This is a genomic window from Homoserinimonas aerilata (assembly GCF_006716125.1).
GTDB classification, from domain to species: Bacteria; Actinomycetota; Actinomycetes; order Actinomycetales; family Microbacteriaceae; genus Homoserinimonas; species Homoserinimonas aerilata.
Window position 1 is genome coordinate 1,982,623 of the sequence record NZ_VFOM01000001.1, and the last position, 26,802, is coordinate 2,009,424.

Below are 26,802 nucleotides of genomic sequence, written 5' to 3' on the forward strand. Positions count from 1 at the left end.
GCAAGAGACCCGTCAGGCGCAGACAAGGAATGCCGCTGGCGCGGGTGCGATGCGGGCTCGGCTCGGCTCGGCTCGGGCATGGCGCCCAGGAGCGGCGGCCTAGGAGGCGAGCTCGCCCGCCCGAGCCTCGCTCGGCGAGCATCCGAAACGCTCCCGGAAGGCCCGCGAGAAATGAGCCGACGACACGAAGCCGACAGCCGCCGCGACCTGCGCGACAACGGCGGAAGGGTTCTCCTCCAGAAGCCGCCTCGCCCGCGCGAGGCGCGCATCCATCACGAAACGGGCCGGCGTCAAACCCTCCCCGGCGAACGCCCGCGCCAGATGCCGCTCGCTCAGCCCCACCGCACGCGCGAGGCGCGACGCCGACAGATCGGGCTCGGCCAGGTGCGAGCGCACGAAGTCCTTCGCGGCCAGCAGGTAGCCGCTCGTGCCCGACGTCGCCGCCTGACCCGTGATCAGCCCGAACAGGTCGAGCACCGACTCCTCCAGCGACGACACGTCATCGGGAGGCGACAGGATGGCACCGCGGATGCTGCGGGCCGCCGCCTGCGCATGCGTCGACGCCGAAACCGAATCGGTGAGCCGCAACACCCTCGGCCGGAACGCATCCTCCGACGAGGACCGGCCCAGCACGACATCGCGCGGCAACTCCAGGATCACCTGACGCATGGCCGAGGAGAAGCCGTACATGAACGGCCGCTCCGTGTCATACAGCACAGCGTCGCCCGCCGTGAGTGTCTCGCACCCCTCCGGGTGGTAGAAGAACGCGTCGCCCTCCAGCAGCAGACACAGCATGATCGAATCGACCGGCTTCTGCGCGATGTTGCTCTGCGTGCGCTCGATCACATGATCATTGCCGACGATCTCGGTGAAGCGCAGGCGCGTCAACTCCAGGTTGGTCTGCGTCGCCAACAGGCCCGCCTGCGACAGCGTCGAGGCGCGCAGCCCGAACAGCTCGCGCTCGTTGTACTCCTCCCACGCGGCCAGCCGCTCGGCGGCAGGAACATGAGAGGTCGAGAATCGCAGCGGCTGGGGCGGCACGGCAGGCTGAACGGGGTTCAACACATCGATCGGGCCGCGCTCCACGGATCAGCTCCTTCGCCGGTACGGATTAACGGTCGATTGTAGGCGAGAAACGGCGCACGCATCCGCCCCTGGAGAAGGCGAGAACGGATGCGGAGGGTCGGGCGGCACGAGGGCATCCCACAATCGCGTAAGATTCTGTGAGGTCGACGCCGCACAGCGGTCGAGACGCACCAGGAGAATTCGCCTAGTGGCCTATGGCGCACGCTTGGAAAGCGTGTTGGGTGCAAGCCCTCGGGGGTTCGAATCCCCCATTCTCCGCCGTTTCTCTCCCCCGAGTTCTCGGGCGCGTAGGCCCCGTGCGCATCGCGTGCTTGGGCTTCATGCAACGAGATATGCAACAGCGGCCCTGAGCGGGCTACGACAGCAGCTGCGCCAAGCGTGCGACGGCATCCTTCTGCATGGTCGGCGTGACGTGCGAGTAGATGTTCATCGTCGTGCTGATCTGGCTGTGCCCCAGCCGCTCCTGCACAACCTTGGGGTGAACACCGAGCTCGAGCAGCAGGGTCGCGTGAGTGTGCCGCAGCCCCTTGATCGTGAGCGGCTTAAGCGCATCGGGGCCGAGCTCGAGACGGGCTCGCTTCACCCGGTAGCTCCACCGTGCGCCGACCTCGTTCGGGCCGCGCATCTCTCCTGCGGCGTTGCCGAAGATGTATGCGCCTGCCCGTGCGAGGTCGAGCGATAGGGCGCCGCGCCTGGCCTTCCAGGTGCGGAGCACGTTGATCGTCTCCTCGTCGATGTCGACGACACGGGAGCTGCCGCTTTTGGTCGACTTCGCTGCGTTGCGCATCGTTGAGTCGGCGGCGCGCCGGATGCTGACACGCTGGCCAGTGAGGTCGAGGTCGCCCCAGCGCAGCGCGAGCGCTTCGCCGCGTCGCATGCCGGTATGAGCGACCAGGTGCCAGAGTGCGTGCAGCTCGTCTTGGAATACGTCTCTATCCCAGTCGAGGAAGGCGCGCAGCTCGCCAGCTGTCCACGTCACGATCTCGGGTCGCTGCGCTCTGATCTGCTTGCCTGTGGGTGCCTTCACCGTGCGTGACTTCCGTGCGGGGTTTACCGCGAGATGGCCGTCGTCGAGCGCGGCGTCGAGCAGAGCACCGATGACGACGTGCACCTTATTGACCGTGTTCGCAGACAGGCCCTCTCCGACGTGGTGGGCGTCCTTGCGGCCGGTCTCGCCTAGCTCGCGATAGTGCCGGGCGAGCCTCGTCGCGGTCAGCTGGTCGAGCTTGATGCTGCCGAGGTACGGGGTGACGTGGTTGCGCACGATCTTGCGGTAGCCGTAGACGGTGGAGTTCTCGAGGCTGAGCCCGTCGAGCCAGTTCTGCGCGTAGCTGCCGATCGTCGGCGGGCCCTCGCGCGAGATTGTGCGGTGCTCCTTGACCTTCTTCCGAGCCTCCTGGAGCGCATCGTCGGCTGCTTCCGCCGTGAGGTAGCCGGCCTTTCCTGCCTGCCTCTCCCCGTCCTCGGGATGCTCGGTGTTCAGCGGCACCCGCAGTTGCCACCGCCAGCGGGTTCCGGCTTTCGTGCTGTAGCTGGTGATCGAGCCGACGCCTCGCCTCCTGCTCCGCGCAGCTGAGCGCGCCACGGCTATTTGCTCACCCCTGAGCGCGAGGAGGGCGGCAGGTGCCCCCGCTTCCGAGCTTGCGCTATCCAATAGCCGGCGGTTGAGCGGGGGACTTCGAGCGCGTCCATGACGTACTTCTGCGGAGGGAGGCCACTCACTTCGGCTGCTTTGAAGAGGGTTGCCACGGCCTTGAGCATCTCGTCGTTTAGGGATCCACCGGGCCCCGCGATGCGCGGGTTCTCGGTGTTGATCGAGTGTGCCGCGTGATTCGCGAGTAACGCCACCGGGTCGAGTGACATCTTGTTCTCGCCGTCATTGGCGTCAGCGAGTTGCACAGCGTTACTTGCAGCTGCTTGGAATAGCTCGGCAACTCGAATGCTGCGAAGTCCTGCGCCGTCGACTGGGCGCCCTCCAGCGCGCCTCCTCACAGTGATGGATTCCGTAGTGAGCTTGCCCGTCTCGTCCGCGTCGAGCGCGAGCTCAACGTCGTAGCCCTCCGTGTCTTCGGTGCTGAAGTACCACGGCAACATCGCCCGCAGCCCTGGTGCTAGTTCGACGATGGCCTCTGGGCGCAGTGGGCTGAGGTGGCCTGAATATTGTTTCTCACTCACCGGCACATCCTTTCACTGCCGTCACGGGAATCCAACTATTTGATCTGACGGGCTTGACTAATCCTAGTTAGACATGGTTAGTTTGGTACGTCATAGTAAGACCAAGCTAATTAGGAGGTTGAGATGGATTTGCTGACAACGGCAGAGGCCGCTCAGTATCTGAACGTTCCGATAGGAACGCTCCACTACTGGCGCTCGATGGGCACAGGCCCGAACTCGATGAAGCTCGGGCGCAGGGTCATGTATCGCCGCGATGCCCTTGATGAATTTGTACTCCAGCAGGAGCGCTTCGCTGCGCAACTCGGGGCGGAGGCGGCGCGATGATCTCGACACTTGAGGAGGCCCGGCGCTCCCCCGTCGCCACGCTGACACTCAAAGAAGCAGGCCAGATTCTGGGCATCAATCCCCGAACTGTCAGTGGTGCTATCGCGGCGGGCGAGGTGCCGGCCGTCCGATTCGGTCGCCGCGTGCTCATCCCCCGAGAGCGCTTCATCGCAATGCTCGACGGTCGCACGGCGGTGACACGATGAGCGCGACGACAGCGGCCCCGCTCGAGGCAGGCCCCTGCCGCACGTTCACGTGGTGCCAGATAGATCATCTGAAGCAAGGCTCGTGGGAGGAGCTCGAGGATGGGCGTATCGAGTGCGAGCACGTACTCGATACGCGTGAGGCCGTGGTGACTAAGGAAGGTCGGAGCGTCAACCTCTGGCTCGCCGTGTTCGAGTATCGCGATTCCCTGGGCCAGTCGTTCAGCGCCCCCCGGCTTGTCCTCGATACGAACGGCGTTCCTGCTCACCTCGCACCCTTGACCGCCGTGCGGCTCGCACGGGCGATCGCGCAGCTCGAGGATGTTGCCGGAGCTGCGCTCGACTCGGTCGTCGTCACCATCGGTGCGGCGTCATGAGCGATCCAGGCGAAACACTGCTCGCATCTCGGATCGGACCGTCTCCCTCCGAGGCTGCGGCGATCCTCAAGCAGCGAAGCGAGGCTCTCATGAAGCGCGCCGACGCCTCCCCCGCAGGATCCGCTCAAAGGGCCGAGCTCGCCGCAGAGGCGAGGGCTCTCAGGACGCGCGTCACAACGCCGGCGTGGCAGTCGAGTGACGAGCGGGCTCGGCTGCTGGCGAGACCGAACGAGTGAGCAAGGGTCAGTCGGGCTGGGACGACATCATCGATGCGCCCCAGCCCGAAGAGAGCTACCCCGTTCCGGATGTGTTTGAGCCGGAGCTATACAAAGAGCCGGCGAAGGTTGAGGGCTCAGCGGCCGAGCGGTTGAAGTCGGGCCCGAGCCAAGCGACAGAGATTGTGCGCCTTGCTCGCTCCCGTTATACGGTCGTGCGCGGCGACGACAGCAAGACCTATGCCGTTCAGCATTCCCTTCCTGGCATCGCTTTCGGCCTGCGCGGCGACGGCGGGCTCCGCCAGCAACTCGCCGCAGCCTACTACGACGACAAGGGGCGCGTAGCATCCGGCGGCGCACTGTCGGATGCCCTGGCTGTGCTCGAGGGCGATGCCCTCCAAGCTACCGAGGCACGGGTCGCGATTCGTCTCGGCAAGCACGAGGAGAGTGTCGTGCTCGATCTGGGCGCACCAGACGCTCATGCGGTCGTTGTAAGTGCAGACGGCTGGCAGATCGTCGAGAGCGCGCCGATCTTGTTTAGGCGCACTAAGGCCACACTCGCTCTGCCGTCCCCGTCTCGCACCGGGACACTCGAGAAGCTCCGCGCGCTGCTGAACGTCGACGAGTCCGGCTTCCGCCTGATTGTCGGATGGCTCATTGGCGCGATGCTCGTCGACAGCCCGCACCCCATCCTGGCGTTGACGGGCCAACAGGGCACCGCCAAGACGACCGCGGCGACGCTCATACTGTCGCTGATCGACCCATCCCCAGCTTCCATGCAGTCGCAGCCGCGCGACGAAGAGAACTGGGCCGTATCGGCGTTCAATGCCTACGGCATCGGTCTCGACAACATCAGCCGCATGGCGCCCTGGTTTCAAGACGCACTGTGCAAGGCAGTCACGGGCGCCGCTTTCGTACGTCGCGAACGCTACAGCGACGACTCGATTAGCGTGCTCAAGTTTCGCCGGCCGATCGTGATCACCACGATTGACCCTGGCGCGTTGCAGGGCGATGTTGCTGATCGGCTGCTGCCGATCGAGCTTCAGCCGATCAGCAAGCGGCACAGGCTCACGGATGCGGAGGTCTCCGCCGCAGCGGACAAGATACGCGCCATGACTTTGGGCGCTCTGCTCGATCTCCTGGCGAAGGTGCTCGAGGCGCTCCCTGATGTGGAGCTCAAAGAGAAGCCGCGTATGGCGGATTTCGCGCAGGTGCTTGCAGCAATCGACCAGGTGGCGGGCTGGCAGACGCTGCGCGACTACCTGACAGCGACGACCTCTGCGGCCCGCGATGTCGTCGACGGCAACTCCTTCGCCACCGCGCTCGTTGAGCTAGTCCGATCTGCCGGCCGATGGGAAGGCACCTGCTCGGACTTGCTCAAGGAGTTCGGAGACGGCAAGCACCCCGTCGACTGGCCTAAGACCCCGCGAGCCGTCGCCGAGCAGCTTTCACGGCTCACGCCTGCGCTGGCCGCATCCGGTGTCGAGGTCTATCGACCGCAGGAGCGCAGCAACCGCGGCCACCTTTACAAATTAACGGCGATAGGCGCCACACAATGCACCGTATGCGGTCAGCCAATGCACGCTGCCCTCGCGTCGAGCGGCGCCACGACCCATCCCACCTGTGACACCACCAACGAGAAGGAGACAACCTCATGACGTACACATCCGAAGACAGATGGAGCGACGCTATTGCCGCGTTCGCGACTGCCCAGCGCGCGGCACGTTATGCAGAGGGCACAGTCGAGACCAGGCTCAAGCACCTCACCCGGTTCGCCGATTCGATTGGTATGAGCCCGTGGCGGGTGACCTATGAAGACATCCGGGGATGGCTCGATCGCACGACCTCGAACCGCAGCACGATGCTCTCGCTCAGGACATCCATTCGTGCCTTCTATCGATGGGCAACTGCCAGTGGCAGAACCGTCGACGACCCCAGCGCGGAGCCGAGCTACGTCACTCAGCAGACTCCTGTGCCGGAGGCGTGGCGCCCGGAGCTCGACGCGTTCCGCGCGTACCTGCGCTCTATCGGGTTGCCGCGCACAACCGTGAGCGTGCGGATGGCGCAGCTCAACCGCTTCGCCAGGGACAACGCGAGTCTCGCACCGCTCGACGCAACCTTCGATGACCTCATCGAGTGGATGAGCGGCAAGCGTTGGTCACCAGAGACCCGACGTGCACACCGTTCGGCTCTGCGCACGTTCTACGCATGGGCGGTCGAATCGGGTCGCATCGAGTCCAGTCCCGCAGCCAAGCTCCCAGTCGTGCGTCGAGGCACGCACCTCCCGCGGCCGGCGCTCGAAGAGGAATACAAGAAGGCTCTCGCGTTCTCATCACCGCGGGAACGGGTCGCCCTCGTGCTCGCTGCGGAGCTGGGACTGCGCCGCATGGAGGTCGCCCAGGTGCACTCAAAGGACCTCATGAACCGCAACGGCGAGTGGACCCTCACAGTGCACGGCAAAGGTGCCCATCAGCGCTACCTGCCGCTGGCACCAAACCACGTCACCATGCTCCGCGCGCTCCCCGGGGGCTACGTTCTCCCCGGCCAAGACCACGGCCACATATCCCCGGGACACATCGGCAAGCTCATCTCACGGCTCCTACCTGCCGGCGTCACGATGCACGCTTTGCGGCATCGTTTCGCGACCCGCATCTACGCGGTCGACCGCGACGTGTTCGCCGTGCAGCAGCTGCTCGGCCACGCGTCGCCGGCCACGACTCAGGTCTACGTGCGGATTGAAGAGGGCAGCATGCGCCGCCTCGTCGACGCGGTGGCATCGTGAGCGCCCGCTCTGAGGTCGCTGTCGCGCAGCTCGCAGATGCCGCTGCCCGCCTCGAGGTGGCCGCAGCGGGCAACCCGCTTCCGCAGGCCGTCGCTACCCTCTTGCGCGCGCAGGTCGCTTATTGGCGCATGTGGTTCCCCGAGGCCCCAAGCGCCCGAGACAGAGCGCTCGTGCAGCTTGCCCGCGCCGTTATTGCGACATACCCCGCAGCCCCCGGAGCTGACGCCGGCCCTCGTCAGCACATCAACACCGAAAAGAAAGGTTCAGCCCGTGGCTAACCAAGAAGTATGTCCGATCTGTGAAGTCTCCTACGACCTCGCGTACAACAACAACAGCCGAAACATCGTCGCAGTGAGGGATTTGGAAGCGTTCAACTCCAGGCAAACAACCGCCGACCTGCGGGTGCTGAGCTGCGTCGCGTGCTACCAGGTCATCCAGGCACAACTGACCGAGCGCGCAGCCACGGTCGACCGTTCCGCCGCCGTGTCCGACTACCTCGACACCCTCACCGTCTAGCCATCCCGGGTGAGGGCCCGCATCAGCAGGCCCTCACCCCACAACAGAAAGGATGAGTCAATTGGGACTCTTCACCCCAAAGAAAGCACAGCCGGAAACTGGCACCGAGCAGGATGGCCTGCCCCCGGGCTTCGAGGACCAGGACTCCCCGTTCTTCATCCCCGAACCGTTGCGCGAGCACTATGTGACCTCACGCGCCGAGGCGGCGCGCTACCCCGCCGACATCGAGAACTATGTGAAGAGCGTCGCCCGTCGACGAGCCGAGGCTGAGTACGACACGGCATACCCGCGCGAAGAGCGCCCGGCCGATACCAACCTTGCCGACGTTGCAGCCGGGCTCACACGGATTCAGCAGGGCCTCTTACTCGCCCACCACCGGGATGCCACGGTCAGCGCCCGTGCAGATGCCATTGTCCGGGACGAACGCGCCACTCTCGTCGAGCTCATGTTTCACGAAACGGCCCTCGGCATCGCGTTGCGCGCCCACGACACTGCGGAGCTTGCTCGTCGCGCGGATGCGGCCCATCAGCGACGCACTACGTGCCCTGTCTGCGGTCAGTGCGACCCGGCGCGGAACGGGCCGATTGAGAAGCGGAGTCTGCTGCCCGGCCTGCCCAACCAGGTTTTCATGGGGCGGCCAGAGGATCCCCGTACGGCATTGCAGTTGCGATCCTGCGTGCCTTGTCACGCTGTGGCTGTTGACGAGTACCTGGAGACACTCGCATCGGAGACCGGACCCGACTTCAAACACCCAACCAGGCGTGCCGCGGTACGTGCCGCGCTCACCCTCGACGGCCAGCCATTCACGGCCGAATAAAACCCCTTGGGGCCGCAAAACCATCATGGTGATGTCGTCGAGCGGCCCCAAGGCCCACCAGCAATACCAACATCACACGAAAGGAACGAAACCGTGAACACCACCACCAACACCGCTGCGAGGTCGACCGATGGCTAAGGGACTCACCCTCGACATCGCGGCGAACACCCGCGACTTCCAGCGCGGCACGAAGGATGTCGAGAAGTCACTCGACCAGGTCGCCGACTCTCTCGACGACGTATCCCGCGACGGGGCGAAGGCCAGCGAAAAGCTGGAGAAGTCATTCTCAGACGCGCAGCGGGAGATCTCCCGCGACGCGAAGAAGATCGAGAAGGATGTCAAGGACTCCACCCGCGACGGCTTCAAGGGTGCATCCGATCACGTCGAGTCGTTCAAGGATGAGGCCCGGCAGAACTTCGCTGAGACCGCCTCCAGCTTCGATGGGTCGATGGACTCGATCGCCGATATGGCACAGTCCACTCTCGGTGGGCTGGCCACCGCCATTCCCGGCGCGGGCCTCGCTCTCGCCGGACTTGGTGCGGCCGCTGGCGCGTTCTATTCCCAGTGGCAGGAGAACGCTGAGAAGACCGAAGAACGCATCTCGAACATGTATGACGACATGCTCGAATCGGGCCTCGACTACCTATCTCAGCAATATGTCAATGATGCGCTGAGGGATCTAAAAGAGGACCAGGACGAGTACAACCGACTCGTGCAGTTGTCGAAAGATCTCGGGCTTGCCCTCTCCGACGTGCTGATTGCCCAGGTCACCAAGGGCGATGAGCGCGAGCGTGTAGAGCAGCGCATTACAGAGAGATACGCCGAGCAGCTTCGTCTGGCCGGCGAGCTGGAAGATGGCATGACCTACACCGCGAACGAGCAGGCGCGCGGCGCGGCAGAGCTCAGCAGGTGGAGCGACCACTTCGAGACACTGAATGAGCAGCAGAGCGAGTCGCTATCCACCGTCAAGGAGATCCGCATCGCACAAGACCAGGTGAATGCCAGATACACCGAAGAGGGCAAGCTCATCGACACGAACAACAAGAAGCTCGCCGAGGCCCCGAGGGAGGTCGCGGTGAAGTATGTGGTCGATGACAGCGCCCTAAAGAACTACCGACCGGCGCCTCTGAAAGTTCCCATCGAGATGTTCGCCCGTGACGGGAAGAGGATCTACTGATGGCTGCGGCCGATGTCAGCGCGGGTGTGAGCGTGAGAGGTTCCAATTGCGAGGTTGAAGACTCCCAGGGCACCGCCTGTGGTGCTCCCGCATCATTCATGGGTACTCATCGCGACTGCGCTGGCCACGCCGTCTGCTGCGCCGATCATGCTATGGAGATCAGCCGACCTAGCGGAAGTCCGCGCTGTGCCTGCGGAAGATCCGGGCAGTTCCAGATCGTGCCCCTTGTCCTCGGCATCGACGACTGCGAACCGCCAAGCTGATTAGCCGTGCCTCTTGCCGGATGGCCGCCCCTACCGCGAGGAGGGGCGGCCATCGTTATCTCAACGCCGGCCCCATCGCCGCCAGCTGGCGCACCGTTCACGATGCTTCGACGGGCTCCATTCGGCGGCCAAGCCAGACTTTTTGAGAAGTCGCCCGTACCTCCGCCTGGGGACAGCAAGGATTTCTCTCTCTATTAGTTGGACTCAGTCCAAATAATCAGGTTTCTCCAAGGGTTCCACCTGGCACGAGATTGCGCGCGCTGATTGAACGCGTTGTCCTACCATTCCTTTTTAGGCAGCACAAAGCTGCGGCCCTTGGCCGCCTTTCTGGAAACCGTAACATATGCGCGCGTCGCATGCCGCCCGCTTCTCACCGTTACTGCGCACACTTGGTCGTGCGCGCTCAACTTGCCGGCCGACTTGTCGTCCCTGCTCTGAGCGAAGGCTGGAGCAGAGAGCAGCGCGGGTGTGAGTGTGAGAGCATCCCGCTAGCCGAGGCGTAGGCACGCCGCCACCGGATGCCGTGTTGCTGCGGGAGCCTCGCAGCTCGGAGTTGCGGCGCTGTGACGGTTGCACGCACCGAGAACACCAACCGTCACGGCTACAGTCACAGCTATAACTGGCCTCTCATCTGGTCTTTTGTGCGTCGTGACGGTTGTGACGGCACATTGCACTATCTATCAGATCAGGCCCGGGAGGCTCCCACTTGATGCAGCAGTGTTGGCCGTCAGGTTCCGGCTTTGCAGTCACGGTCATGCAACAGGCCATGCAACACCGCTATTGCATCGCGGCGCATCTGGATGTCACTACCAGCGCGCGCGACGGCGGCATGCTCCCGAGAACACTGGGCAGGAGGCCCCTAGGCGCATCGTCGTGCACGCCGGTGCGAGGGAGTTCGAATCCCCCATTCTCCGCCATTTTCTCAGCTTTGTGCTGTGCCGGTCTCGCGGCTGTCGCCGTGGCATCCGCGGTGCTCAGCAGGAAGAACTTCGGGACACGCCGACGCGAAGCGGCCGTGCGCGGGGTGTCGGCGCGTTTCTCCTGCTGGATGCGGAGGCAGAGGGCGCAGGTCAGCCCGTCGGGAGGCCGAGGGTCGGGTCATCCGCGGTGCTCCCCGCGAGCGGCGTGAAGCCGAGCCGCTCGTAGAACGCAAGGGCCGCAATGTTCTCCGGGTCGAGGCTCAGGTGCACGCCGGCGACACCGCGCGAGCGCAGCTCCGCGAGCAGCGTGCCGATGAGGGCCCGGCCGAGCCCGCGGCCCTGCAACTCCGGCAGCAGGTCGATGTGCAGGTGCGCCGGATGCTCCGCAATATCGGCCCGCAGCATCCGCTCAGGAGTGAAACCGAGATGGGCGATCTGCTGCTCGAGCCCAACCGGCGGCATGACATGCTCGAAACGTTCCGCCAGGCGCGGCAGCCACTCGGCGCGGTACCGCTCGACGAACGCGGCCGTGTCGGCCGTCGCCACAATGTAGCCCGCAGCGCCGCCGCCCTCGTCTACGACGAACGCGAGCCGCGGGTCGAACTCGAGATACGGGTCGAGGAACACGGCCGACCAGAGTGAATCGTCAGAGAACAGCCCCGTCGCATCCTGCCCCGCACGGGCGGTGCGCACGCAGATCTCGCGCAGACGTGTGAGGTCGGCGGGGGTGTACGGGCGGATAGAGGGCATGGGCTCATCTTTGCGCATGCGCCGCCGGTCTCGAGACTGTCGCCGTAGACCACAGATCGACTCGCTCCGCGAGGTCCCCCCTATGCAATGCCGCTGCGCGCCATTGCACCTCGACCAGCGGGAGGCGAGCGACTAGCGGCGCTTCAGAGTGCCGAAGATGCCCTTCACGACCGAGTTCACGATGGACCGGCCCTGGCGCGAGCCGAGGAAGTCGACCACGGGGTTCTCCGCCTTCTTCGGCGCACGAGCCCGCGTCGAAGAGCTGCGCGGCGTGGGTGCCTGTGCCTTCTGCTGCTTCGCCATCTCGCGCTGCATCCGGTCGTATTCGGCCTGCGCCTTCGCCGCATCCTTCGCCTGCTGTTCGGCCTGCTCGCGCGCGGCCGCCGCGTTCATCTTCGCGGTCAGCATCTCGTGCGCCGACTCGCGGTCGATGGCGGTGCCGTATTTGGGCAGCAGCGCCGACGCCTTCACGGTCGCCTCCACCACAGCATCCTCGCTCGGCGACATAGACCCCTGCGGCGCGCGCAGTCGGGTCCAGGCGACGGGCGTCGGTGCGCCCTTCTCGTTCATGACGGTGACGACGGCCTCGCCCGTTCCGAGCTGCGTGAGCACCTGCTCGAGGTCGTAGCCGGAGTGCGGGTACGTCGACACGGTCGCCCGCAGCGCCTTCGCCGCGTCGGGCGTGTGGGCGCGAAGCTGATGCTGGATGCGTGAGCCGAGCTGCTCGAGAACGGCACCCGGAACATCCTTCGGCGTCTGCGTGACGAAGACGATGCCGACACCCTTCGAGCGGATGAGCCGCACCGTCTGCACGATCGAGTCGACGAAATCCTTCGACGCCCCGGTGAACAGCAGGTGCGCCTCATCGAAGAAGAACACCAGCTTCGGCTTGTCGAGGTCGCCCACCTCGGGCAGGTCGTTGAACAGGTCGGCGAGCAGCCACATGAGGAAGGTGGAGAACAGCGCGGGCTTGTCCTGCACGCTGGGCACCTCGAGCAGGCTGATGACACCGCGCCCGTCAGAGGCCATGCGGATGAGGTCGGCCGTGTCGATCTCCGGCTCACCGAAGAAGACATCCGCGCCCTGGTCGCCGAACGTGATCAGCTCGCGCAGGATCACCCCCACGGTCGCCGCCGACAGCCCGCCCAGCTGCTTCAGCTCGAGCTTGCCCTCGTCGGTGGTGAGGTACTGCAGAACCGAGCGCAGATCGGCGAGATCGACGAGCGGGTAGCCGGCATTCGCGGCGTAGTGGAAGACGAGGCCGAGCGATGACTCCTGCGTGGCATTCAGTCCGAGCACCTTCGACAGCAGGAGTGGGCCGAAGCCGGCGATCGTCGCGCGAACGGGCACGCCATGGCCGAGCCCGCCCAGACTGAAATACTCGGTCGGGAAGGATGCGGGCACCCAGTCCTGCCCGATGCCGCGCGTGCGCGCCAGCAGCTTGTCGCTCGACGGGCCCGGCGTGGCGACGCCCGTCAGATCGCCCTTGATGTCGGCCGCGAAGACGGGCACACCCTGAGCCGAGAGCTGCTCGAGCAGCACCTGCAGGGTGCGGGTCTTGCCGGTTCCCGTCGCGCCGGCGACAAGCCCGTGACGGTTGAGCATGGCGGTCGGGATGCGCACCTGCACGTCGGGCAGCGCCTCACCGTTGACGAGGGCGCCGATCTCGATGGCGTGCCCGTCGGTGGCATAACCGGCGCGGATCGCCTCGACGGCGTCAGGCTTCAGCGGGCCCGATCCGGTACCCGTTGATGCGGCGGCCGGAGCGTCCGGCTCGGCCGGCTCGGAAGCGGGAGCGGACTCCGTGGCGGCAACAGCAGCCGCCGCGGCCTCCTCGGCCTCGCGCCGCAGGGCGGCAAGCGCCTCCTCTGCTGCGGCGACCTTCGCGGCGGCCTCTGCTGCCCTGTCTGTGGCATCCGTCATGTCGTCAGGACCTGTTCGCTCGCGGCCCGGTCATCCGGTGGCCTGTTCGGTTGTGGATGCGAAAAGCTTCGCACACCGGCCTCAGCGCGTCGAGATGCCCGCGGTCGTGTCGATGAGTGACTGCCACAGCGCGTCACCGGCGTGACCCTGCGGCAGCCGGCCCGCGAGTTCGAGGCTGAGCAGGCCGTGCGCCCACGCCCACGTGCCCTGATCGAGCTGCGAGTCGCCCACGAGCTCCCGGTACTGCGCCACCGCGGCGGCCTCGGCGTCGGCATCGATCAGATCGATCGGGTACGGGCGCGCGAACATGAGCCGGTAGAGCTGCGGATGCGCGTGGCCGAACGCACGCAGACGCGACGCGAACAGGGACACCCGGCCGCGGTAGCTCCCGTCTGCACGGTCGTCTGCAAAGTCGTCTGCCCGGTCGGCGGAACCCATCGAAGCAAGCCGCGGCGTTGCGGCCCTGCCCGCCAGAGCATCCGCGAGCAGCCAGAAGCCGTGCTCGATGAGCCGCGCCTCGATGTCGGCCTTGCTGGTGAACTGCTTGTACAGCGACGGAGGCTTGATGGAGGCGAGCCGGGCGATCTCGCCGATGCTCAGATTGGACGCGCCGTCGCGCTCCAACACCTCAAGGGCGACAGCGACGAGTTCATCACGGCGCGATGGCGCGCGTGCCAGCAGGACCATCCCCCCAGCCTAGCGATCATGACACCCGAACGGGGCACATTACGGGGCAGTTTTGAGCCTCTCCTTGGCGAGCCGGTGCGCGAGCGGCGCCCACACGATGACAGCCACACCCACACCGATGAGCAGACCACCGATGGTGTCACTCAGCCAGTGCGCACCCAGATAGGTGCGGCTGAGCATCATGAGCACGGTGTACGCCGCGCCCGCCGCCCACACCCAGACACGGCCCACGATGATCGCGAGCGTCACCGCGAGAGTGGCCGCATTCGCGACATGCCCCGACGGAAAGGAACCGGCATCCGCAATGACCATGATGTCTTCAGGCCGGGGCCGGTGCAGCAGACCCTTCAGCAACTGCACAAGACCCGCGGATGCTGCCGCCGCGATCGCGAAGAACAGCGCGGCCCAGAACCGCCGCAGCAGACACAACACCGCCACCGTGCCGAGCGGTACGACGAGCACACCGACGAGGCCGCCGCCGAGCCAGTTCATGAACAGGGCGGGAGCATCGAACCAGATGCCACGATTCTCGAGAACCTCGGATGCCCACTCCTCGTCGAACCCGAGCGGCAGGTTTCCGGCCCGCACAGAGATGACGACGCCGAGCGCCGCCGCCAGCGCGACCGCCACAAGCGCGCTGATGAGCGGCCACCGCCGGCTGACCTTGCGCGCGCCCGCGACATCCGTCTGTGTCTTCTCCTCAGCGGGGGTCGAATTCATGGGGCCACAATACTCGGCGGGGTGCGGGGGTTGCTCGCGGGCCGGGTTTCGAGACGGCCGCGGGCGGCCTCCTCAACCCGCCAGTACCCGGAGACTAGCGGGGACTGCGCGGCCCCGGCGGGATCTCGCGGGACTCGATGAGCTTCGCGTACCAGAGGGCGCTGTCCTTGAGGGTGCGCTCGAGCGTGTCGTAGTCGACGTACACGATGCCGAAACGCTTCGTGTAGCCGTAGGACCACTCGAAGTTGTCGAGCAGCGACCACACCTGGTAGCCGCGCAGGTCGACGCCCTGCTGCAGCGCGCGGTGAGCGGCCGTGAAGTGCCGCTGCAGGTAGTCGGTGCGGTCGACGTCGTGGACCGCGCCGTCGATGACCTCGTCGTCGAAGGAGGCACCATTCTCGGTGATCATGAGCGGCAGCTCCGGAAACTGCTCTTTCAGCGACAGCAGCAGCTCCTCCAGCCCATCGGGCGCGATGTTCCAGCCCATCGCCGTGTACGGGCCGGGCTGCTCGATGAACTCGACCCGCTCGCTGCCGGGCCAGGGGGTGCCCCCTGCGTCTTTGTGGCCGTCGTTGCTCTGCCTCGGGGACGTGCCGTCCCACATCCGCACGGTCGCTGTCGAGTAGTAGTTGACGCCGAGCACGTCGATGGGCTGCTTGACCTGCTGCAGGTCGCCGGGCTTCACGAACGCCCAGTCGGTGACGCTCGAGGTGTCGGCGATGAGATCTTCAGGGTATTCGCCCTGCAGCATCGGGCCGGTGAATGCCCGATTGGCGAGCGCGTCGATGCGGCGCATGGCCTCGTTCGCGCTCTCCTCTTTATCGGTGCCGGGGCGCAGCACATGGAAGTTGAGGGTGACCGAGTAGTCAGGGTCGCCCGCGACGACCGAACGCAGTGCCTGCAGCCCCAGGCCGTGCGCAAGGTTGAGGTGGTGGACGGCGGCCAGAGCATCCGCCCCACTCGTGCGGCCGGGGGCGTGCGCGCCCGAACCGTAGCCGAGGTAGGCGCTGCACCACGGCTCGTTGAGCGTCGTCCACTGCGCGACGCGGTCGCCGAACGCTTCACCGGCGAGCGCCGCATATTCGGCGAAACGGTGCGCGGTATCGCGGGCAGGCCAGCCGCCGGCATCCTCGAGCGGCTGCGGCAGATCCCAGTGGTACAGCGTCGCGATGGGCCGGATGCCGCGGGCCAGCAGCCCGTCGATGAGCCGGTTGTAGAAACCGAGACCGCGGCGGTTGACCGGCCCCGAACCTGACGGCTGGATGCGCGGCCACGCGATCGAGAAACGGTACGCCTCAAGCCCGAGGCGCTGCATGATGTCGAGGTCTTCGTCGAGGCGGTGATAGTGGTCGTCAGCGATGTCACCCGTGTGCCCGCCGACCGTCTTGCCGGGGGTCTTGCTGAACGTGTCCCAGATGGACGGCTCCCTGCCATCCTCATCGAACGCGCCCTCCACCTGGTAGGAGGCGGTCGCGGATCCGAACACGAAACCGTCGGGAAAGCGGAGACCGCTGTCTCTGTAGTCGGGGCTGCCTGTAATCATGCGCTCGAGCCTACTGTCGAATTTTTCGTACACCGTCTCGTTGCGTGGCGGCCTGCGTGTCAGCCTGCCGAGAGCATCCGTTCGAGCCACCGGTACTTCTCTGCCTGGTGAAACTCGGCGCCACCCTCGTGGCCGTTGAAGGGGTACACGACGATCTGCTTCGACTCGCCACCCCAGCGGTTGAATGCTGCGTAGACGGTCGATGGCGGGCAGATGGGGTCCATGAGCGCGACGGAGAACAGGGTCGGCGTCGTCGCCCTCCTGGCCAGAATCGCACCGTCGAAGTAGCGCAGCGTGGCGAGCGCACGGTCGGCCGCTGCACGGTCGCGCTTCAGGTAGCGCACGATCTCGTTGTAGGGGTCTGCGTCGGTGATGGCGAGCGCGCGCTCGAAATGGCACAGGAACGGCACGTCGATCATCGCGCCCAGCAGGCGGTGGTCAGTGAGGGCGGATGCGGCGATGGCGATGCCGCCGCCCTGGCTGATCCCGGTCACGACGATGCGCTCGGGGTCGACGAGCGGCACCTGCGCCATGGCGTCGATCGCCCGCACGGCGTCGGCGAACACCCGTCGGTAGTAATAGGTGGAGGGGTCGAGGATGCCGCTGGTCATGGTGCCCTGGCCTGCGGTGAGCCCCGCGTGGGGTGAGGGGTCTGCGGTGGCGTTCGTGCGCCAGCCCCAGCCCTGGCCGCGCGTGTCGACCGTGAGTTGCGCGTGGCCGGCGAGCGCCCAGGCGACGTTCTCGTGGGCGAGGCCGCGCCCGCCGCTGTAGCCGTGGAATTCGACGACCCCGGCCAGGCGCCCCGTCGTGCCTGCCGGAACGTGCAGCCAGCCCCGGATGCGGTCGCCGCCGAAGCCGCTGAATGTGACGTCGTAGCTGGTCACGAGTGTGAGGCCGTTGTCGACCTGCTCGATGACGAGGTCGAGCGGGTGCGCGCGCGTCTCCTCGAGGGTTCCCTGCCAGAACACGTCGATGTCGTCGGGCTCTGCGAGTTCGGGAGCGTAGCTTTCGAGCTCAGGCAGCGGCATGTCGAACAGTGCCATCGATGGTCTCCTCGTGCGCGTGGGTGGCTGAAACGTCGGAGCCCACCATATCGGCTAGCATCGCTGACTCAGAGAGCGCTCTCATTGAGCGCTGCGCACGGGTGGTTCCTAATTTGTTGTGCTTGACAGCAATTCCGACAGATGAGTATGATCGCCACATCCCAGCCAATTTTCGATAAAAATGTCGAAACTTTCGAGAGGCGTTCAACGATGAACAGAACCCGGATCACACGGGTCGGTGCAATCGCAGCAGCGACAGCCCTGACCATCGGCGGTCTCACCGCCTGTACCGCCGGCGACAACACCGGGGGCGGAGACGGAGACGTCACCATCACCTGGTGGCACAACGCCACCGCCGACCCGCAGAAGTCCATGTGGGAAGACGTCGCCGCCGAATTCGAAGACGCCCACCCCGGCGTCAAGGTCGAAGTCACCGGCTACCAGAATGAGGACCTGCAGCGCACCCTCATCCCCAACGCGCTCGCCTCGGGCGACGCCCCCGACGTGTTCATGGTGTGGCCCGGCGGCGAGGTTCGCTCGCAGGCCGAGGCAGGCCACCTCAAGGACCTCACCGATGTGCTCTCCGACACGATCTCCGAGTACGGCGCCACCGTCAAGCCGTGGCAGGTCGACGGCAAGCAGTACGCCATCCCCTACACCTTCGGCATCGAGGGCTTCTGGTACAACAAGGACCTCTTCGCCGAGGCCGGCATCACGGATGTTCCGAAGACGCTGCCCGAGCTTGAGGCCGCGAACAAGAAGCTGAAGGCCATCGGCACATCCCCGATCGCGGTCGGAGCCGGCGACCTGTGGCCCGCAGGCCACTGGTGGTACAACTTCGCCCTCGCCGCGTGCTCGACCGAGACACTGCAGAAGGCGATCCCCGCGCTCGACTTCTCCGACCCGTGCTGGGTCGAAGCGGGCGAACTGCTGCAGGACTTTGTGGCGACCGAGCCCTTCCAGCCTGGCTTCCTTGCAAGCTCCGGCCAGCAGGGTGCCGACAGTTCGGCTGGCCTTGTCGCCAACGGCAACGCCGCCATGGAGCTCATGGGCGCCTGGAACGCCGGACAGATCGGCTCACTCGCACCCGACGCGACCGTGCCCGAGTTCCTCAGCTGGTTCCCGTTCGTGAGCGTGCCCGGAACCGCCGGTGATCCGACCATCACGATGGGCGGCGGCGACGGCTTCGGCGTCTACAAGGACGCACCCGACGAGGCCGTCGAGCTGCTGAAGTACATCGCCAGCGAGGATGTTCAGAAGCGCTTCGCCGCGACCGGTGCCGGCATCCCGGCCCACCCGGGAGCCAACAGCAGCATCACCGACCCGAGCCTCAAGCTCATCGCCGAAGGCCTCGCAGAGTCGTCGTACGTGCAGCTCTGGCTCGACAGTGACCTCGGCCCGACCTTCGGAAACCCGCTGAACCAGGCCATCGTCAACCTCATGGCCGGAAGCGGCACGCCGGAAGACATCGTCAAGGCTCTGGAAGACACGGCCGCGGCGCTGTAACAGGCACCGTAACGACAGAATGAGCACCATCACCCAGGCAGGGCCCGCGGTCACCGCGGGCCCTGCCCCCGAAACCCCCGCCCGCCCGCGCCGAGACACACGCAAGTGGCTCGAGATCGCCCTGCTCGCCGGACCCGCGCTCGTCGTCTTCGTCGGCTTCGTGATCCTGCCCGTCATCCTCGCCGCCGTCTACAGCTTCTACAACTGGAACGGCCTGACCGCGCTCGAACGCTTCATCGGGTTCGACAACTACATTCGCGCCCTCAGCGACCCGGTGTTCCTCAAGGCCATCGGCAACAACGCCACCATCGCGATCGCATCCATCCTCATCCAGGGGCCGCTCGCGATCCTCGTCGCCCTGTTCCTCAACCGCAAGATGCGCGGGCGCACCTTCGTGCGCGCGGCCATCTTCGTTCCCTATGTGCTCGCCGAGGTCATCGCCGGCCTCTCCTGGAAGCTGCTCCTCTCACCGCGCGGCGGCGTGAACGCGGTGCTGGAGAACATCGGACTCGGCGATCTCGCCCAGCCCTGGCTCGCCAACCCGGACATCGCCCTCTGGGTCATGTTCGGCATCCTGACCTGGAAGTACGTGGGCTTCGCCATCCTGCTCATGCTCGCCGGCCTGCAGGGGGTTCCCCAGGAGCTGTCGGAGGCCGCATCCATCGACGGCGCCAGCTGGTGGCAGACACAGTGGAACATCACCATCCCCCTGCTCGGCCCCACCATCCGGATCTGGGTCTTCCTCTCCATCATCGGCTCGCTCCAGCTCTTCGACATGGTGTGGGTCACCACCAAGGGCGGACCCATCGGCGCGACCAACACGATGGCCGTCTACATGATCCAGTACGGCCAGGGGCAGCCCGGCTTCGGCAGCGCCGTGGCCGTCATCCTGTTCCTGATCTCGCTGGTCATCGCGCTCGTGTACCAGCGCTACGCCATGCGCCGAGACCTCGGCACCGACAAGAAGAATGAGGGGCGCTGACATGTCGACCGCAACAACGACGGCCACGCAGCCGCGCCGCGCCGCATCCACCTGGCACCAGCCCTTCGTCTACGTCATTGCGGCGACCGCGATCCTGGTGTCGATCATCCCCGTGCTCTACGTGTGGATCAGCGGCTTCCGCTCAAGCGCCGACCTCAACTCCGACCCGGCAGGCTGGCCCGACCCGTGGTTCCTCGGCAACTACGCGAACGTGCTCTCGAGCAGCCGCTTCTGGGGCTCCGTGTTCTCGTCGTCGCTCGTCGCCGTGGGCACGACGCTCGGCGTCGTGGTGCTCGGGATCGCCGCCGCCTACGTCATCGCGCGGTACCAGTTCGCGGGCCGCCAGGGGCTCTACGCCTTCTTCTCTGCGGGGCTCATGTTCCCGGTGACGGTCGCGGCGCTGCCCCTGAGCATCCTGCTGCGCGATCTCGACCTCAACGGCACATTCGTGGGCCTCATCATTCCGCAGGTGGCGTTCGCGCTGCCGGTGACGATCATCATCCTGGTGCCGTTCCTGCGAGCGATACCGAAGGAACTCGAAGAGGCCGCCTCGATCGACGGCACCAGCAGGCTCGGATTCTTCTGGTTCATCATGCTGCCGCTGTCGGGCCCCGGCCTCGTCACCGTCGGAGTGCTCGCCTTCCTCGGCAGCTGGAACGGCTACCTCCTGCCGCTGCTCGTCATGGCGGCCGGCGGCATGCCACAGGACCTCTGGACACTCCCCCTCGGAGTGCAGCAGTTCTCCACGCAGTACTCACAGGACACGGGCGCCGTGCTCGCATACACCTCGCTGGCGATGATCCCCGCGCTGGCATTCTTCCTCATCGCCGAGAAACGCATCGTCAGCGGTCTCGCCGGTGCGGTGAAAGGCTGATCCCGGATGTCGACAGAAGAGGGCACAACGCTGCCCTGGCATGACACCACCCTGACCCCTGCCGCCCGGGTCGAGGCGCTCATCGCGGAGATGACGCTCGAAGAGAAACTCGCGCAGCTCATCGGAATCTGGGTGGGCGCATCCGCCGATGGTGACGAGGTCGCACCCCACCAGAACGACATGATCGACGACGTCGACATCGACGCGCTGCTGCCGGATGGCATCGGCCAGTTGACGAGGCCGTTCGGCACCGCGCCGGTCGACCCCGCCGTGGGGGCGCTCTCGCTGCAGCGCACCCAGGAGAAGATCGTCGCCTCGAACCGCTTCGGCATCCCCGCCGTCGCCCACGAGGAATGCCTCGCAGGCTTCGCCGCCTGGGGCGCCACCGCCTACCCCGTGCCGCTGGCGTGGGGCGCCAGCTTCGACCCGCAGCTCGTGCGCGAGATGGCACGACGCATCGGCGACGACATGCGCTCGGTCGGCATCCACCAGGGCCTCGCCCCCGTGCTCGACGTCGTGCGCGACGCCCGCTGGGGCCGCGTCGAAGAGACCATCGGCGAAGACCCCTACCTCGTGGGGACGGTCGCGACCGCCTACGTGCAGGGGCTCGAGCAGGCCGGGATCGTCGCAACCCTCAAACACTTCGTCGGCTACTCCGCATCGCGGGCGGGCCGCAACCTCGCCCCCGTCTCGATTGGTCCGCGTGAGCTCGCCGATGTGCTGCTGCCACCCTTCGAGATGGCCATCCGTGAGAGCGGCGTGCGCTCGGTCATGAACGCGTACACCGACATCGACGGGGTGCCCACCGCGGCCGACACGAGCCTGCTCACCGGGCTGCTGCGCGACCGTTGGGGCTTCGACGGCACGGTCGTCGCCGACTACTTCTCCGTCGGCTTCCTCGCCGCCCTGCACGGGATCGCCGCAGAGGGCGACTGGGGTGCCGCCGCGAACGCCGCCCTCACCGCCGGCATCGACGTCGAGCTGCCGACCGTTCGCGGCTACGGAGCACCGCTGGCGGAGGAGGTGCGCGCAGGCCGTCTCGACGAGGCCATCGTCGACCGCTCCCTGCGGCGCGTGCTCGCACAGAAGCTCGAGCTGGGGCTCCTCGACGCCGACTGGTCGCCCGTGCCACCAGCACTCGTGCAGTCGGATGCCTCGTCAACGGATGCGCTGCGGGGCACCGTCGACCTCGATTCATCCGGCAACAGGGCGCTCGCCTCCCGTCTGGCGGAGCGCGCCATCGTGCTGCTGCGCAATGACGGCACGCTGCCGCTCGCGGCGCCGAAGCGGATCGCCGTGCTCGGGCCGACGGCCGACGACCCGTATGCGGTGCTCGGCTGCTATTCGTTCCCGAACCATGTCGGCGTGCACCATGCCGAGACGCCCATCGGCATCCGGCTGCCGACGCTGATCGAGTCGCTGCGCGAGGAGTTCCCCGCGAGCGAGCTCACCCATGTGCGCGGCACGACGGTCGACGGCGGCGAGACCACCGAGATCGCCGCTGCGGTCGCTGCAGCACAGGATGCGGATGTCGTCGTTCTGGCGCTCGGCGACCGTGCCGGCCTGTTCGGTCGCGGCACGAGCGGTGAGGGCTGCGACGCCGAATCGCTCGCGCTACCCGGTGCCCAGCAGCAGCTGCTCGACGCCGTTCTCGCCAGCGGAACGCCCACAGTCGTGACGCTTCTCGCCGGCCGCCCCTACGCGCTCGGCGACGCCCCCGAGAGGGCGGGCGCCATCGTCGAGGCCTTCTTCCTCGGAGAGGAGGGCACCCCGGCGATCGCGGGCGTATTGAGCGGCCGCGTCAACCCATCCGGCCGTCTCCCCGTAAGCGTGCCCGCGACACCGGGCGCACAGCCGTCGACTTACCTCGCGGCGAAGCTCGCGCAGAAGAACGGGGTGTCGAACATCGACCCGACCCCCGCATACCCCTTCGGTCACGGCCTCTCGTACTCGAGCTTCGAATGGAGCGACCTCGGCACCTCGGCGACGCAGTTCTCGAACACCGTCGACGTGCGGGTGCGGATCGCCAACACGAGCGGGCGCGACGGTTCGGAGGTCGTGCAGCTGTTCCTGCACGATCCCGTAGCGAGTGTCGTGCGCCCCGTTCAGCGCCTCGTGTCCTACGCCAGGGTCGACCTGGCCGCAGGAGAGGAGGCGACCATGGCGTTCAGCGTTCCCGCCGACCTGGCGTCATTCACGGGCGTCGACGGCACGCGGATCGTCGAGCCCGGCACCCTCGAGTTCGGGGTGGCCAGATCTGCGGGCGACATCGTGTTCGCCCACACAGTCGAGCTCACCGGCGCAACCCGAGTGGTCGATCACACGCGTGCCCTGCACGCCGAAGTATCGATCACGCGCCGGTGAGCACGCCCGCCCATCGCGTCGGCGAGCTGGTGCTCCGGCTCGTCGACGCGACGGGAGCCCCTCTCTCCGACCACGAGGTCGAGGTCGCCCAGACGCGGCATGCCTTCGGTTTCGGCAGCACGGGTTTCGAGCTGATCGCCCACGCCAACGGTGACGAGGACGCCTCCCCGCTCGCCGAGGACTGGCTCGCCGTCTTCGATACTGCGACGCTGCCCTTCTACCGCGGTGATTTCGAGCCGCGCCCGGGCGAGACCCTGACGGAGCGCATCCGCACCACCGCCCGCTGGTTTGCCGATCGCGGCGTGCGACTCAAGGGCCACCCGCTTGTCTGGCACACGGTCAAGGCTGCCTGGATGGATGCCCTCCCCCTCGACGAGGTCGAGAGACTCACCCTCGCCCGCATCCGCCGCGAGGTGGGCGACTTCCGCGGCCTCATCGAGAGCTGGGATGTCGTCAACGAGGCCGTCATCATGCCGGTGTTCGAGAACGAACCGGATGGCGTGCCGAACGCGATCTCGCGGCTCGCACAGGCGAAGGGTCGCGTGCCCCTCATCCGCGCCGCATTCGAGGAGGCGCGCGCGGCCGACCCCGGGGCGACGCTTCTGCTCAACGACTTCGATCTGTCGAGCGCCTACGAGCGCCTCATCGACGACCTGCTCGAGGCGGGCGTGCGCATCGATGCGCTCGGGCTGCAGACCCACATGCATCAGGGCTACTGGGGAGAGGAGACGATGCTCGCCATGGTCGACCGCTTCGCCCGCTTCGGTCTGCCCCTGCATCTCACCGAGAACACCCTGCTGTCGGGCGAACTCATGCCCGCCGACATCGTCGACCTCAACGACCACCAGCCGGAGTCATGGCCATCGACGCCCGAGGGCGAGGCGCGGCAGGCCGACGAGATCGTGCGGCACTACCGCTCGCTCGTCGGGCATCCGGCGGTGCAGTCGATCACCTACTGGGGCGTATCAGACCGCGGCGCCTGGCTCGGCGCCCCGGGCGGTCTGTTGCGCGCCGACGGCTCAGCCAAGCCCGCCTACGACGCGCTGCGTAAGCTGGTGCGCGGCGAATGGTGGCTGTCGTCGACCCGGATGCGCACTGACGCAGACGGACGGCTCGCCGTGAGCGGCTTCCTCGGCGACTACCGTGTGAGCTGCGCCCGGGGTTCCGCCGACTTCGCGATCGAGCACACGGGTGCGGAGGCGGCCCCGGAGCCGCTCGTCGTGCGCTGACTCGGGCTGACTGGGGCTGGCCTCCGCTGGCTCAGGAGGCTCGGGCTCAGGAGGCGAGGGCCGCGGTGCTCTCCCGCACCACGAGATTGGTCGCGAGATCCATGCGCGGCACCGATTTGAGGGGGGCATCCGCCATCCGCATGACGAGCCGCGTCGCCTCCTCCGCCATCCGCCTCAGCGGCTGCCGCACGGTCGTGAGCCGCGGGCTCACCCATTGGGCGAGCGGGATGTCGTCGTATCCGACGAGCGAGAGATCCTCCGGCACCCGCAGTCCGAGTTCGCGCACCGCCTCGAGCACGCCGAGCGCCTGCAGGTCGCTGCCGGCGAAGATCGCGGTCGGGCGCTCCTCCCCCGTGAGCAGCGAACGGGCGTTCTCATAGCCGCCGGAGGTGTGGAAGTCGCCGAAGCGCACCCAGTCGGGGCGCACCTCCAGCCCCGCCGAGTTCATCGCGGAACGGAAGCCGTCGATGCGAGCGTGCGAGCACATCATGTCGTCGGGGCCGGTGATCGCGGCGATCCGGCTGTGGCCGAGCTCGATGAGGTGCCGGGTCGCCATCAGACCGCCCGACCAGTTCGCGGAGCCCACCGACGGAACATCCGGCGAAGGGTCGCCGGCCGGGTCGATGATCACAAAGGGGATGGCACGGGAGCGCAGCGTCTCTCGGTATTCGGCCGGCAGATCAGAGAAGACGAGAACGACGCCCGCCGGCCGGCGGCGCAGAACCCCCTCGATCCAGTCGGAGGCCGGCGCATGCCGACTGCCGCTCTCGGTGAGCACAACGCTCATCCCCCGCTCGGCGGCGGCATCCTTGACCCCGCGGATGATCTCCATCGACCACGCCGCCTCGAGCTCATGGAAGACGAGCTCGATGAGGCCTGCGGCCGGCGGGGCACTCTTGCGGCGCAGATAGCCGTGCTCCGCGAGGAGCTCCTCGACGCGGGCCCGGGTCGCCTGCGACACATCGGGGCGCCCGTTGAGAACCTTCGAGATCGTGGAGAGCGAGACTCCGGCATCCTCCGCAATACGCGCGAGTGTGACGCGATCGGCTGATGCGGTACGGCTCATGCTTCTCTCCATTCGACTGGCCCAGTCTAGGTGTCGGCACGCGAACTTTCGCGAAACTATCGGCGCGCCGCTGACGGGTTGCGACGAGCAATCTTTGGTAACGTTTCCACAATCCACTCGAATCGCGAGGACCCATGGGAGCAGGAGACAGCATCGACGCCGACAGCCGAGGCGGTCGAGCGACCATGCGTGACGTCGCCGCCCGCGCAGGCGTGGGCCTCTCAACCGTTTCGCGGGTCGTCAACGGCGATGTCAACGTCAGCGCCGCCCGCACCCTCGCCGTCGAGCAGGCCATCGCCGAGCTCGGGTTCAGGCGCAACGACTCGGCGCGACACCTGCGCATGGGCGCAGCCTCGAGCATCGGGCTGCTGCTCGAGAGCGTCTCCGACCCCTTCTTCTCGCTCATCAACCAGGCCGTGGAGGAGGTCGCGCTCGTCCGCGATTCCCTGCTGCTCTCGGCCTCGTCACATCAGGATGCAGAACGCGCCAAGAAGATGGTGCTCGCCTTCTGCGCCCGCCGCGTCGACGGGCTCATCATCACGCCATCGGAACCACAGGAGATCGACTACCTGCGGGCAGAGCTGAGGGCGGGGGTGCGCATGGTCTTCATCGACCGCCCCGTTCCCGGGCTCGACGACGACGACAGCGTGGCGACCGACACCGTGCTCACCGACAACGCGGGCGGCGCCCGCACCGGCGTCGAACACCTGATCGCGCACGGGCACAGGCGCATCGCCTGTTTCACCGACCGCGCCGATCTGTTCACCAGCCATCACCGCATCCTCGGCTACCGGCTGGCGCTCGAGGCGGCAGGCATCCCCTTCGATCCGGCGCTCGTGTTCTCGGCAGACGATGTGGCCGAGAACTTCGCCGGCCCGCTCGCGGCGATGCTCGCGATGGCGCAGCCGCCGACCGCGATCTTCACCGGCAACAACCGCTCCACCGTGGCCGTGCTGCGGCAGCTCGTCGGGCGCCCCGACCGCCCCGCCATCGTCGGCTTCGACGATTTCGAGCTCGCGGATGCCATGACGCCGGGGGTCACGGTCGTCGCGCAGGACCCGCTCGCGATGGGCCGCACGGCGGCCGAGCTGCTGTTCCGCCGCCTCGGCGGAGAGGCGGGCCCGACGCAGACGATAACGCTCGGCACCACGCTCATCAGGCGCGGTTCCGGCGAGCAGCGACCGTAGCCCGCCCCGAGCATCCGGCTGCAGGCGCCGGTGTGCGCTGCCGTTCGGGGCGTGCGCGCCCGCTCGCGCAGGC

Annotated in this window: 25 protein-coding genes and 1 tRNA gene; 16 read left to right on the plus strand and 10 right to left on the minus strand. The window is 66.8% G+C overall.

What is annotated here, in order from left to right; translation table 11 throughout:
* Positions 1–99: 99 nt before the first annotated feature.
* Positions 100–1,086 (minus strand): helix-turn-helix domain-containing protein, encoded by a 987-nt coding sequence (locus FB562_RS09285; RefSeq protein WP_141880848.1) that lies wholly within the window; start codon positions 1,084–1,086, stop codon positions 100–102.
* A gap of 173 nt (positions 1,087–1,259) precedes the next feature.
* Here FB562_RS09285 and FB562_RS09290 point away from each other — a divergent pair.
* Positions 1,260–1,344, plus strand: a tRNA-Ser gene (locus tag FB562_RS09290).
* Between the two features lie 97 nt (positions 1,345–1,441).
* Here the strand turns inward: FB562_RS09290 and FB562_RS09295 are convergent.
* A complete protein-coding gene (locus FB562_RS09295) occupies positions 1,442–2,671 on the minus strand; it encodes a tyrosine-type recombinase/integrase (RefSeq protein ID WP_141880849.1) in 1,230 nt (409 codons plus the stop codon).
* A gap of 2 nt (positions 2,672–2,673) precedes the next feature.
* Positions 2,674–3,261 (minus strand): hypothetical protein, encoded by a 588-nt coding sequence (locus FB562_RS09300; RefSeq protein WP_141880850.1) that lies wholly within the window; start codon positions 3,259–3,261, stop codon positions 2,674–2,676.
* A gap of 123 nt (positions 3,262–3,384) precedes the next feature.
* Between FB562_RS09300 and FB562_RS09305 the strand changes: the two genes are divergently transcribed.
* From FB562_RS09305 to FB562_RS09345, 9 genes are all read left to right on the plus strand, one after another.
* The gene (locus tag FB562_RS09305) at positions 3,385–3,585 is read left to right on the plus strand and encodes a helix-turn-helix domain-containing protein (RefSeq protein ID WP_141880851.1); all 201 of its coding nucleotides are present in this window, start codon (positions 3,385–3,387) and stop codon (positions 3,583–3,585) included.
* Positions 3,582–3,791, plus strand: a complete 210-nt coding sequence (locus tag FB562_RS09310; RefSeq protein ID WP_141880852.1) for a helix-turn-helix domain-containing protein — start codon at positions 3,582–3,584, stop codon at positions 3,789–3,791. The genes FB562_RS09305 and FB562_RS09310 overlap by 4 nt, the downstream gene beginning before the upstream one ends.
* On the plus strand, positions 3,788–4,165 hold the full coding sequence (locus FB562_RS09315; protein ID WP_141880853.1) for a hypothetical protein: 378 nt from the start codon (positions 3,788–3,790) through the stop codon (positions 4,163–4,165). Before FB562_RS09310 ends, FB562_RS09315 begins: the two co-directional genes overlap by 4 nt.
* Positions 4,162–4,401, plus strand: coding sequence for a hypothetical protein (locus tag FB562_RS09320; protein ID WP_141880854.1), 240 nt, complete (start codon positions 4,162–4,164; stop codon positions 4,399–4,401). The genes FB562_RS09315 and FB562_RS09320 overlap by 4 nt, the downstream gene beginning before the upstream one ends.
* Entirely contained in the window at positions 4,398–6,038 is a 1,641-nt protein-coding gene (locus FB562_RS09325; RefSeq protein WP_141880855.1) for an ATP-binding protein, read from the plus strand. The genes FB562_RS09320 and FB562_RS09325 overlap by 4 nt, the downstream gene beginning before the upstream one ends.
* The gene (locus FB562_RS09330) at positions 6,035–7,162 is read left to right on the plus strand and encodes a tyrosine-type recombinase/integrase (protein ID WP_141880856.1); all 1,128 of its coding nucleotides are present in this window, start codon (positions 6,035–6,037) and stop codon (positions 7,160–7,162) included. Before FB562_RS09325 ends, FB562_RS09330 begins: the two co-directional genes overlap by 4 nt.
* A 270-nt stretch (positions 7,163–7,432) precedes the next feature.
* Complete coding sequence (locus tag FB562_RS09335) at positions 7,433–7,678, plus strand: hypothetical protein (RefSeq protein ID WP_141880857.1); 246 nt, start codon at positions 7,433–7,435, stop codon at positions 7,676–7,678.
* A gap of 61 nt (positions 7,679–7,739) precedes the next feature.
* Positions 7,740–8,495 carry a hypothetical protein gene (locus FB562_RS09340; protein WP_141880858.1) on the plus strand — a complete coding sequence of 252 codons (756 nt, stop codon included), beginning with the start codon at positions 7,740–7,742 and terminating at the stop codon, positions 8,493–8,495.
* Positions 8,496–8,625: 130 nt separating this feature from the next.
* The gene (locus FB562_RS09345; RefSeq protein ID WP_141880859.1) at positions 8,626–9,672 is read left to right on the plus strand and encodes a hypothetical protein; all 1,047 of its coding nucleotides are present in this window, start codon (positions 8,626–8,628) and stop codon (positions 9,670–9,672) included.
* Positions 9,673–11,005: 1,333 nt separating this feature from the next.
* Here the strand turns inward: FB562_RS09345 and FB562_RS09350 are convergent.
* From FB562_RS09350 to FB562_RS09375, 6 genes are all read right to left on the minus strand, one after another.
* Positions 11,006–11,605, minus strand: coding sequence for a GNAT family N-acetyltransferase (locus FB562_RS09350; RefSeq protein WP_141880860.1), 600 nt, complete (start codon positions 11,603–11,605; stop codon positions 11,006–11,008).
* A 132-nt stretch (positions 11,606–11,737) separates the two neighbouring features.
* Positions 11,738–13,528 carry a helicase HerA-like domain-containing protein gene (locus FB562_RS09355; RefSeq protein WP_141880861.1) on the minus strand — a complete coding sequence of 597 codons (1,791 nt, stop codon included), beginning with the start codon at positions 13,526–13,528 and terminating at the stop codon, positions 11,738–11,740.
* An 81-nt stretch (positions 13,529–13,609) separates the two neighbouring features.
* Positions 13,610–14,215: a TetR/AcrR family transcriptional regulator gene (locus FB562_RS09360; protein WP_141880862.1), complete on the minus strand. Its 606-nt coding sequence runs from the start codon at positions 14,213–14,215 to the stop codon at positions 13,610–13,612.
* A 39-nt stretch (positions 14,216–14,254) separates the two neighbouring features.
* Positions 14,255–14,935 carry a phosphatase PAP2 family protein gene (locus FB562_RS09365; RefSeq protein ID WP_141880863.1) on the minus strand — a complete coding sequence of 227 codons (681 nt, stop codon included), beginning with the start codon at positions 14,933–14,935 and terminating at the stop codon, positions 14,255–14,257.
* A 94-nt stretch (positions 14,936–15,029) separates the two neighbouring features.
* Complete coding sequence (locus FB562_RS09370; protein ID WP_141880864.1) at positions 15,030–16,478, minus strand: GH1 family beta-glucosidase; 1,449 nt, start codon at positions 16,476–16,478, stop codon at positions 15,030–15,032.
* A 59-nt stretch (positions 16,479–16,537) separates the two neighbouring features.
* Entirely contained in the window at positions 16,538–17,521 is a 984-nt protein-coding gene (locus tag FB562_RS09375) for an acetylxylan esterase (RefSeq protein ID WP_141880865.1), read from the minus strand.
* 210 nt (positions 17,522–17,731) lie between these two features.
* Here FB562_RS09375 and FB562_RS09380 point away from each other — a divergent pair, with 210 nt between their 5' ends.
* From FB562_RS09380 to FB562_RS09400, 5 genes are read left to right on the plus strand one after another with little or no spacing between them, the layout of a single operon-like run.
* Positions 17,732–19,027, plus strand: coding sequence for an extracellular solute-binding protein (locus FB562_RS09380; protein ID WP_141880866.1), 1,296 nt, complete (start codon positions 17,732–17,734; stop codon positions 19,025–19,027).
* A gap of 19 nt (positions 19,028–19,046) precedes the next feature.
* Positions 19,047–20,009, plus strand: coding sequence for a carbohydrate ABC transporter permease (locus FB562_RS09385; protein ID WP_141880867.1), 963 nt, complete (start codon positions 19,047–19,049; stop codon positions 20,007–20,009).
* 1 nt (position 20,010) lies between these two features.
* Positions 20,011–20,883, plus strand: a complete 873-nt coding sequence (locus FB562_RS09390) for a carbohydrate ABC transporter permease (protein WP_141880868.1) — start codon at positions 20,011–20,013, stop codon at positions 20,881–20,883.
* Positions 20,884–20,889: 6 nt separating this feature from the next.
* Entirely contained in the window at positions 20,890–23,247 is a 2,358-nt protein-coding gene (locus tag FB562_RS09395) for a beta-xylosidase/alpha-l-arabinosidase (RefSeq protein ID WP_141880869.1), read from the plus strand.
* A complete protein-coding gene (locus tag FB562_RS09400) occupies positions 23,244–24,476 on the plus strand; it encodes an endo-1,4-beta-xylanase (RefSeq protein ID WP_141880870.1) in 1,233 nt (410 codons plus the stop codon). The genes FB562_RS09395 and FB562_RS09400 overlap by 4 nt, the downstream gene beginning before the upstream one ends.
* 46 nt (positions 24,477–24,522) lie before the next feature.
* On the opposite strand, the gene FB562_RS09405 is transcribed toward FB562_RS09400, so the two are convergent.
* On the minus strand, positions 24,523–25,542 hold the full coding sequence (locus FB562_RS09405; protein WP_141880871.1) for a LacI family DNA-binding transcriptional regulator: 1,020 nt from the start codon (positions 25,540–25,542) through the stop codon (positions 24,523–24,525).
* Positions 25,543–25,676: 134 nt separating this feature from the next.
* Here FB562_RS09405 and FB562_RS09410 point away from each other — a divergent pair, with 134 nt between their 5' ends.
* Positions 25,677–26,729, plus strand: a complete 1,053-nt coding sequence (locus FB562_RS09410; RefSeq protein ID WP_221625374.1) for a LacI family DNA-binding transcriptional regulator — start codon at positions 25,677–25,679, stop codon at positions 26,727–26,729.
* Positions 26,730–26,802 lie beyond the last annotated feature (73 nt).

What these genes read in the sequence shown, in the direction of transcription:
- FB562_RS09305 (WP_141880851.1), top strand. Translation starts at nt 3,385, where the DNA reads ATGGATTTGCTGACAACGGCAGAGGCCGCTCAGTATCTGAACGTTCCG.
- FB562_RS09310 (WP_141880852.1), top strand. Translation starts at nt 3,582, where the DNA reads ATGATCTCGACACTTGAGGAGGCCCGGCGCTCCCCCGTCGCCACGCTG.
- FB562_RS09315 (WP_141880853.1), top strand. Translation starts at nt 3,788, where the DNA reads ATGAGCGCGACGACAGCGGCCCCGCTCGAGGCAGGCCCCTGCCGCACG.
- FB562_RS09320 (WP_141880854.1), top strand. Translation starts at nt 4,162, where the DNA reads ATGAGCGATCCAGGCGAAACACTGCTCGCATCTCGGATCGGACCGTCT.
- FB562_RS09330 (WP_141880856.1), top strand. Translation starts at nt 6,035, where the DNA reads ATGACGTACACATCCGAAGACAGATGGAGCGACGCTATTGCCGCGTTC.
- FB562_RS09345 (WP_141880859.1), top strand. Translation starts at nt 8,626, where the DNA reads ATGGCTAAGGGACTCACCCTCGACATCGCGGCGAACACCCGCGACTTC.
- FB562_RS09350 (WP_141880860.1), bottom strand. Translation starts at nt 11,605, where the DNA reads ATGCCCTCTATCCGCCCGTACACCCCCGCCGACCTCACACGTCTGCGC.
- FB562_RS09355 (WP_141880861.1), bottom strand. Translation starts at nt 13,528, where the DNA reads ATGACGGATGCCACAGACAGGGCAGCAGAGGCCGCCGCGAAGGTCGCC.
- FB562_RS09360 (WP_141880862.1), bottom strand. Translation starts at nt 14,215, where the DNA reads ATGGTCCTGCTGGCACGCGCGCCATCGCGCCGTGATGAACTCGTCGCT.
- FB562_RS09365 (WP_141880863.1), bottom strand. Translation starts at nt 14,935, where the DNA reads ATGAATTCGACCCCCGCTGAGGAGAAGACACAGACGGATGTCGCGGGC.
- FB562_RS09370 (WP_141880864.1), bottom strand. Translation starts at nt 16,478, where the DNA reads ATGATTACAGGCAGCCCCGACTACAGAGACAGCGGTCTCCGCTTTCCC.
- FB562_RS09375 (WP_141880865.1), bottom strand. Translation starts at nt 17,521, where the DNA reads ATGGCACTGTTCGACATGCCGCTGCCTGAGCTCGAAAGCTACGCTCCC.
- FB562_RS09380 (WP_141880866.1), top strand. Translation starts at nt 17,732, where the DNA reads ATGAACAGAACCCGGATCACACGGGTCGGTGCAATCGCAGCAGCGACA.
- FB562_RS09385 (WP_141880867.1), top strand. Translation starts at nt 19,047, where the DNA reads ATGAGCACCATCACCCAGGCAGGGCCCGCGGTCACCGCGGGCCCTGCC.
- FB562_RS09390 (WP_141880868.1), top strand. Translation starts at nt 20,011, where the DNA reads ATGTCGACCGCAACAACGACGGCCACGCAGCCGCGCCGCGCCGCATCC.
- FB562_RS09395 (WP_141880869.1), top strand. Translation starts at nt 20,890, where the DNA reads ATGTCGACAGAAGAGGGCACAACGCTGCCCTGGCATGACACCACCCTG.
- FB562_RS09405 (WP_141880871.1), bottom strand. Translation starts at nt 25,542, where the DNA reads ATGAGCCGTACCGCATCAGCCGATCGCGTCACACTCGCGCGTATTGCG.
- FB562_RS09410 (WP_221625374.1), top strand. Translation starts at nt 25,677, where the DNA reads ATGGGAGCAGGAGACAGCATCGACGCCGACAGCCGAGGCGGTCGAGCG.